Here is a 5,619-nt window from a genome sequence, read left to right as displayed (position 1 = left end):
AACAGGTTTAGCCCTACGTGGTCACAAAACTGTTGTGATCGATTTTGACGTAGGTTTACGTAACCTTGATTTGATCATGGGTTGTGAACGCCGCGTTGTCTATGATTTTGTCAATGTCTTAAATAACGAAGCTCGATTACAACAAGCGCTTATCCGCGATAAAGATATCGAGAACTTATATATTTTACCTGCGTCGCAAACCCGTGATAAAGATGCCTTAACTGATGAAGGCGTAGCGCGTGTTATGGATGAGTTGTCACAAGAGTTTGACTACATTATTTGTGACTCACCCGCAGGGATCGAGCGTGGTGCGATTTTAGCAATGTACCATGCCGATGAAGCAATTATTGTGACAAACCCTGAAATTTCATCTGTACGTGACTCAGACCGTATTATTGGGATGCTCGATAGCAAAACCAAGAAAGTGGAAATGAACGAAGGTCGTATTCGTAAACACTTGTGTATCACACGTTTCAACCCTGAGCGCGCAGATAAACAAGAAATGTTAACTATTGACGACATTTCTAAAGATATTTTACGTGTGCCGACTTTGGGTGTTATTCCTGAATGTAAGAGCGTTTTACAAGCATCGAACGAAGGTAAACCAGTGATTCTCTTCACTGAAGAATCAGCAGGCCAAGCCTATGATGACCTTGTAGCACGTTTCTTAGGTGAAGAACGTCCTTATCGTCACATTACCGTGAAGCCTAAAGGTTGGTTAGCACGATTATTTGGAGCGTAGACATGGCAGGATTTTGGAGTAAGCTTTTTAGTAATGATGAAAAACCGTCTAGTGCACAAACAGCAAAAGATCGTTTGAAAGTTATCGTAGCGTCTGAAAGTGGTTTAGGTAAACGTCTTAGCCAAGAAAAAATCGACCAAATGAAGAAAGAAATCATGCAAGTAGTGAATCGCTATGTTCGCGGTGTAGATGAACAGCACATTCAAATGGCTGTTCGTTCTGAAGCGAATATTGAAATGCTTGAAATGAATATCAATTTGCCTGAAGAACGTTAATCTGATTTTTGATTAGTCAAGCAAATTGAATCAAGGCAGAATATGCGCAGACACAAAAAAAGTATTTTTTGTCTCCCATATTTTGCCTTTTTTAATGATTAAACCAGCAAGGAGATTGCTATGGCATTATCTCAGCCAGCAACGTTCAATGAAGAATGGTCAGATGAGCGTGTATTTGCCTATTTAACTCAGCTTCCTCCTGAAGGTGTGAATGGCGACTTTCATGTGTTGTACCATGCATTTAAACACATGCGCCCAAGTGATTATGAGCGTCTGCTCACCCAATTTAAAACGGATGGTCGCGATATTAACGCAACCAATCCAGAAGGTCAGCGCATTCATGACGTGATTGCCGCTTATCCACGTCAAGCGGCACCATTTTTAGAGGTCTTGGCTAAATTTGCCTAACTCTTCAAAAACAGCCATTTTAAAATGCCAGTTCAGCACAATGGAACTGGCATTTTTTTATACATGCAAAAACCACATCCACAGTGGAAAAGTCAGACCAAAACAAATGGTTTGTAAACTAATCACAGCAGCCATGAGCTGACTGTCACCTTGGAAGTATTTAGTGAGGACATAGGCTGCTGATGCCGTTGGGAGCGAGAAAAATACCACTACAATCATGGTTTCAAATGAGGCTAAACCCATTAAACGACAGCCAAAATAAGCCAGAATCGGCACAAGGATTAAACGCCCGAAGGTATTTAAAATCAAAGCACGCCCAGCATGCCTCAACGCATTAAACTGTAATGCCGCACCAACACACAATAAACCAAGTGGAAGGCTCATTCCCGCCACCAGTTTTAAGGATTGACTAATGCTTTCAGCTAAGTGCATACCTGAGAAATTAAACATAATCCCCACGATACACGCCAAAATTAGTGGATTCTTCGCAACCGACCACGCAATGTTTTTATAAGACAGCCCCTGCCCTTGAGAAAAACTCAGTACCGACAGTACATTCACCAAAGGAATCACAAAGGCAATAATCATGGCAAAGACTTGCATCCCTGCAGCACCAAAAATCAGTGCCATACTGGTCAAGCCAATATAGGTATTGAAACGAATCTGGCTTTGTAAATACACACCAAACTGAGCGACAGGAAAGTGAAAGATTGCTTTAAGTATCCACAGAACTAAACTAATCAGCAAAGTCACTGCAAAAACAACCGCTAGCGGAGGCAGAACTTGTCCGATATCAAAATGAACTGTAGCTAAACTTGTAAAAAGTAGAACAGGAAATAGAATCCAATAGTTTAGCCTTTCAGCACCTTGCCAAAATTCCACCGTTAAAAAGCGATAACGCTTTAATACATATCCCATTGCGATCAGTACCACCAATGGAATTAATGCATCAATAATTTGCATGACTATGCCTAAACTGAATGATTAAGAAAAAGCCTGCTATCCGCAGGCTGACTTTTCTAAACTAAAATTTCTCGTTTACCGTTCGCACCTTGTGCGCTTACGATTCCGTTTTCTTCCATTTGGTCAACAATCCGTGCCGCGCGGTTATAACCCAAACTAAATTTACGTTGTAGCGAAGATACCGAAACTTTGCGTGTTTCCAATACAAAGGACACACACTGATCATAAAGCGCATCACGGTTTGGATCACCATCACCATCTTCAAAGCCACGAGAACTTGGCTCTTCATCAAATGGCGTCAAAATTTCATCGACATAGTCTGGTGAGCCGCGTTCACGCCACGCATCACAAATGCGGTTCACTTCGTCATCGGCAATAAAGGCACCATGTACACGTTCAGGCTCAATTTTACCTGGCCCTAAAAACAACATATCACCATGACCGAGTAAATCTTCTGCACCACCCGCATCCAAAATCGTACGTGAGTCAATTTTTGAGTTCACACGCAAAGCCACACGTGTTGGAATATTAGCTTTAATTAAACCTGTAATCACATCCACCGATGGACGCTGTGTTGCAAGCAATAAGTGAATCCCTGCGGCACGTGATTTTTGCGCCAAACGAGTAATCATTTCTTCTGCTTTTTTTCCGACCTGCATAATCATGTCAGCAAACTCATCGGCCACAATCACAATCGAAGGTAAGGGTTGTAAACGTGGTGCTCGCTCACCTGCAACAGAGTCGCTGGCTTTCCATGTCGGATCAATCAGGTCTTCACCATTAGCAATAGCCTCTTCCACCTTACGGTTGTAGTCTGCAAGCTTACGGATCTTTAAGAAAGACATCAGCTTATAACGACGTTCCATTTCATTCACACACCAATTCAAGGCACTGACCGCATCTTTCATATCAGTCACAACTGGGGTAAGTAAATGTGGGATATCGTTATAGTTTGCAAGCTCTAACTGTTTTGGATCAATCAGAATCAGGCGCAGTTGCTCTGGCTTATATTTTAACAGCATCGACAAAATCATCGAGTTCACTGCAACGGACTTACCTGAACCTGTAGTTCCCGCAACTAACATATGCGGTGCTTTGCCCAGATCAGTAATCACAGGATTACCTGAAATGTCTTTACCCATTGCCATAGACAGTAAGCCAGCAGGATCTTCAAAGGCTGGGGTTTTTAACAATTCAATCAAACGCACCATTTCACGGCTGCTATTTGGTACTTCAATCCCAATATACGGTTTACCCGGAATAACTTCGACCACACGTACGGAAGCCATGGACATTGAACGTGCCAAATCTCGCGAGATATTGGTGACTTTAGAGGCTTTTACACCTGGAGCCAAATCTAACTCAAATCGAGTTACCACAGGTCCTGGTTGCGCCTCAACCACTTTAGCTTTGACATTAAATTCTTGTAGCTTAATTTCAAGCAATTCAGATAATCGGGCTAACTGTTCCGCGGTGAAATTGACTTTTTTATTCAGATCAACTTCATCGAGCAAATCTAACCCCGGGAGTGGTGATAGATCACGACGACGTTCGACCACTTGCATTGCCAAAGACATCGGACGACCAGAGGCATCCGTCAGTGGCGCATCAAAATCAAACTCGTCTTCATCCTGCGGTTTGCCTGCAGTATCTTGCCATGCTTCAATAAATGCTTCTTTAGATAAAACTTCTTTGACCGCAGCAGGTGTAGCATGAGTGCTCACCGTATTTTGATGTTGAATCGGGGCATGGACAAAGGCTGAAGACTGAGCATAACTGCTAGTGGTGCGCACTTCTGGTGAAGCCTCTTTACGCTCTTCCCAGTCTTCAGCTAAGAAGTCATCAATATCATCCAATGTATCTAATGGGGCTATTTGTCCAGTCTGGATTGACCGTTGTGATGCTGCCTGAGTCACAGCAGTACTTATTGTTGCCACTGCAACAGGATCTTCAACGACATGTAAATGAGACACAGGTTCAGGCATATTGAATGGGCTATGAACATCCGTTGCTGTTTTGCCGTTAGGTACGGCAGCAAGCAACTCATCAAAGATTTCATCATCATCCCAATCGACATTTTTCTTCTGCGCAGGAGCATTGTCTTGGAAGTAATTTGGATCAGCAATGGGTGCTGTATGATCTTGCACCACTGCTTGAAAATGTTGTTCTGGGCTAAATGGGCGATCTTCTTCGGCAGCACGAAGTAAAGCATCAATATCATTTTTATGACGTTGATCCTCACCTGAGTTTAATGCTCGCCAAACCTCACCTGTCGCCACGACACGTTGGCTGTCTTGTTCTAATTGATGTGCTTTTTCAAGGGTTCGCTCAAGCTCTGCCTCATCATCAGCATCAAGTACTTGTTCTTGGACACGGTGTTCTTTCGCAACCATATCATTAAACAAATGCTCTGCTGAATAGTCGCGCTGAGGTACTTTCACCGATGCCTCTTGCACAGCTGGCGCCTCTGCCAATTCCGTTGCATCAATACCCTTTTTCGGTGCTGTTGCAATCACTTCTTTTTTTACACTTGGCGCCGTCCGATCAAAGGCAGACTCGCTTTCAGGCACGTTACGATAAAATAGATCTTGTAAATAAGCTGGGGTTGCCTTAAGTGTAGCGAAAGTACGATTCCATTTAATCCCAAAAGCCAAGGTTAGCAAAACTAAAGTAAAAACAACCAAAAATAAAGTTGCACCATAAATACTTAAAATTTGCGACAAACTTTGTCCAAGTTCATAGCCAATAATCCCGCCCGAGGCATTATCTAAAGTATCTGCGGGAACTTGCCAAAACAAGAACAGTAAGCTGGCCGTTGCAAGCAAAATAAAAAACTGGGCAGCATAACGAAATGGGCGGTTTAAAAAGCTATGTGGCCACCAGACTTGAATGGCTTCAATAAACAAAAACACAGGAATAAGTAAACTTGCCCACCCCAAAAAGCCGAACAACAAATCAGCAATCCATGCCCCTGCAACACCACTGGCATTCGAAACTTGCAAGGTATCACTTGATATATGCATCCAGCCCGGATCAAATGGGGTATAGGTCACGGTAGCAAGGAACAAATAAATGCCAAACGAGACTAAAAATAATGTCATTAATAAGCGCTGTGCATAAGCACCCGACACCTCAGTCATATACTGTCCTGTAACAAATTCTTCATTAATGTTTTTGTTCGAAACCTAAAGCAAAAGTTTCACAATAAACGTCATATTATGCACCTCTTCT

Annotated in this window: 5 protein-coding genes; 3 read left to right on the top strand and 2 right to left on the bottom strand. The window is 42.7% G+C overall.

Going from position 1 to position 5,619, the window contains the following annotated elements:
- The 3 genes from minD to B4F08_RS16535 all read left to right on the top strand — a co-directional run.
- The coding region (gene minD, locus B4F08_RS16545) for a septum site-determining protein MinD (protein ID WP_291375427.1) at window positions 1-742 on the top strand (742 nt) is incomplete at its 5' end.
- A 2-nt stretch (window positions 743-744) separates the two neighbouring features.
- Window positions 745-1,017: a cell division topological specificity factor MinE gene (gene minE, locus B4F08_RS16540; protein WP_086208212.1), complete on the top strand. Its 273-nt coding sequence runs from the start codon at window positions 745-747 to the stop codon at window positions 1,015-1,017.
- A gap of 120 nt (window positions 1,018-1,137) precedes the next feature.
- Window positions 1,138-1,425, top strand: coding sequence for a PA4642 family protein (locus B4F08_RS16535; RefSeq protein ID WP_004694907.1), 288 nt, complete (start codon window positions 1,138-1,140; stop codon window positions 1,423-1,425).
- Window positions 1,426-1,482: 57 nt separating this feature from the next.
- Here the strand turns inward: B4F08_RS16535 and B4F08_RS16530 are convergent, their stop codons facing one another.
- Together B4F08_RS16530 and B4F08_RS16525 are read right to left on the bottom strand one after the other, a co-directional pair.
- Window positions 1,483-2,388, bottom strand: coding sequence for an AEC family transporter (locus tag B4F08_RS16530; protein ID WP_291375423.1), 906 nt, complete (start codon window positions 2,386-2,388; stop codon window positions 1,483-1,485).
- A 56-nt stretch (window positions 2,389-2,444) separates the two neighbouring features.
- Window positions 2,445-5,528 carry a DNA translocase FtsK gene (locus B4F08_RS16525; RefSeq protein WP_291375421.1) on the bottom strand — a complete coding sequence of 1,028 codons (3,084 nt, stop codon included), beginning with the start codon at window positions 5,526-5,528 and terminating at the stop codon, window positions 2,445-2,447.
- Between the last annotated feature and the right edge of the window lie 91 nt (window positions 5,529-5,619).

It is taken from the genome of Acinetobacter sp. UBA6720 (assembly GCF_002454215.1).
Taxonomy (GTDB): domain Bacteria; phylum Pseudomonadota; class Gammaproteobacteria; order Pseudomonadales; family Moraxellaceae; genus Acinetobacter.
The sequence above is the reverse complement of the archived record's forward strand: the minus strand, read 5'-3'. Positions and strand labels throughout refer to the sequence as shown.

Excerpts from the sequence above, each read along its gene's own strand:
- minE (WP_086208212.1), top strand. The coding sequence starts at position 745 with ATGGCAGGATTTTGGAGTAAGCTTTTTAGTAATGATGAAAAACCGTCT.
- B4F08_RS16535 (WP_004694907.1), top strand. The coding sequence starts at position 1,138 with ATGGCATTATCTCAGCCAGCAACGTTCAATGAAGAATGGTCAGATGAG.
- B4F08_RS16530 (WP_291375423.1), bottom strand. The coding sequence starts at position 2,388 with ATGCAAATTATTGATGCATTAATTCCATTGGTGGTACTGATCGCAATG.
- B4F08_RS16525 (WP_291375421.1), bottom strand. The coding sequence starts at position 5,528 with ATGACTGAGGTGTCGGGTGCTTATGCACAGCGCTTATTAATGACATTA.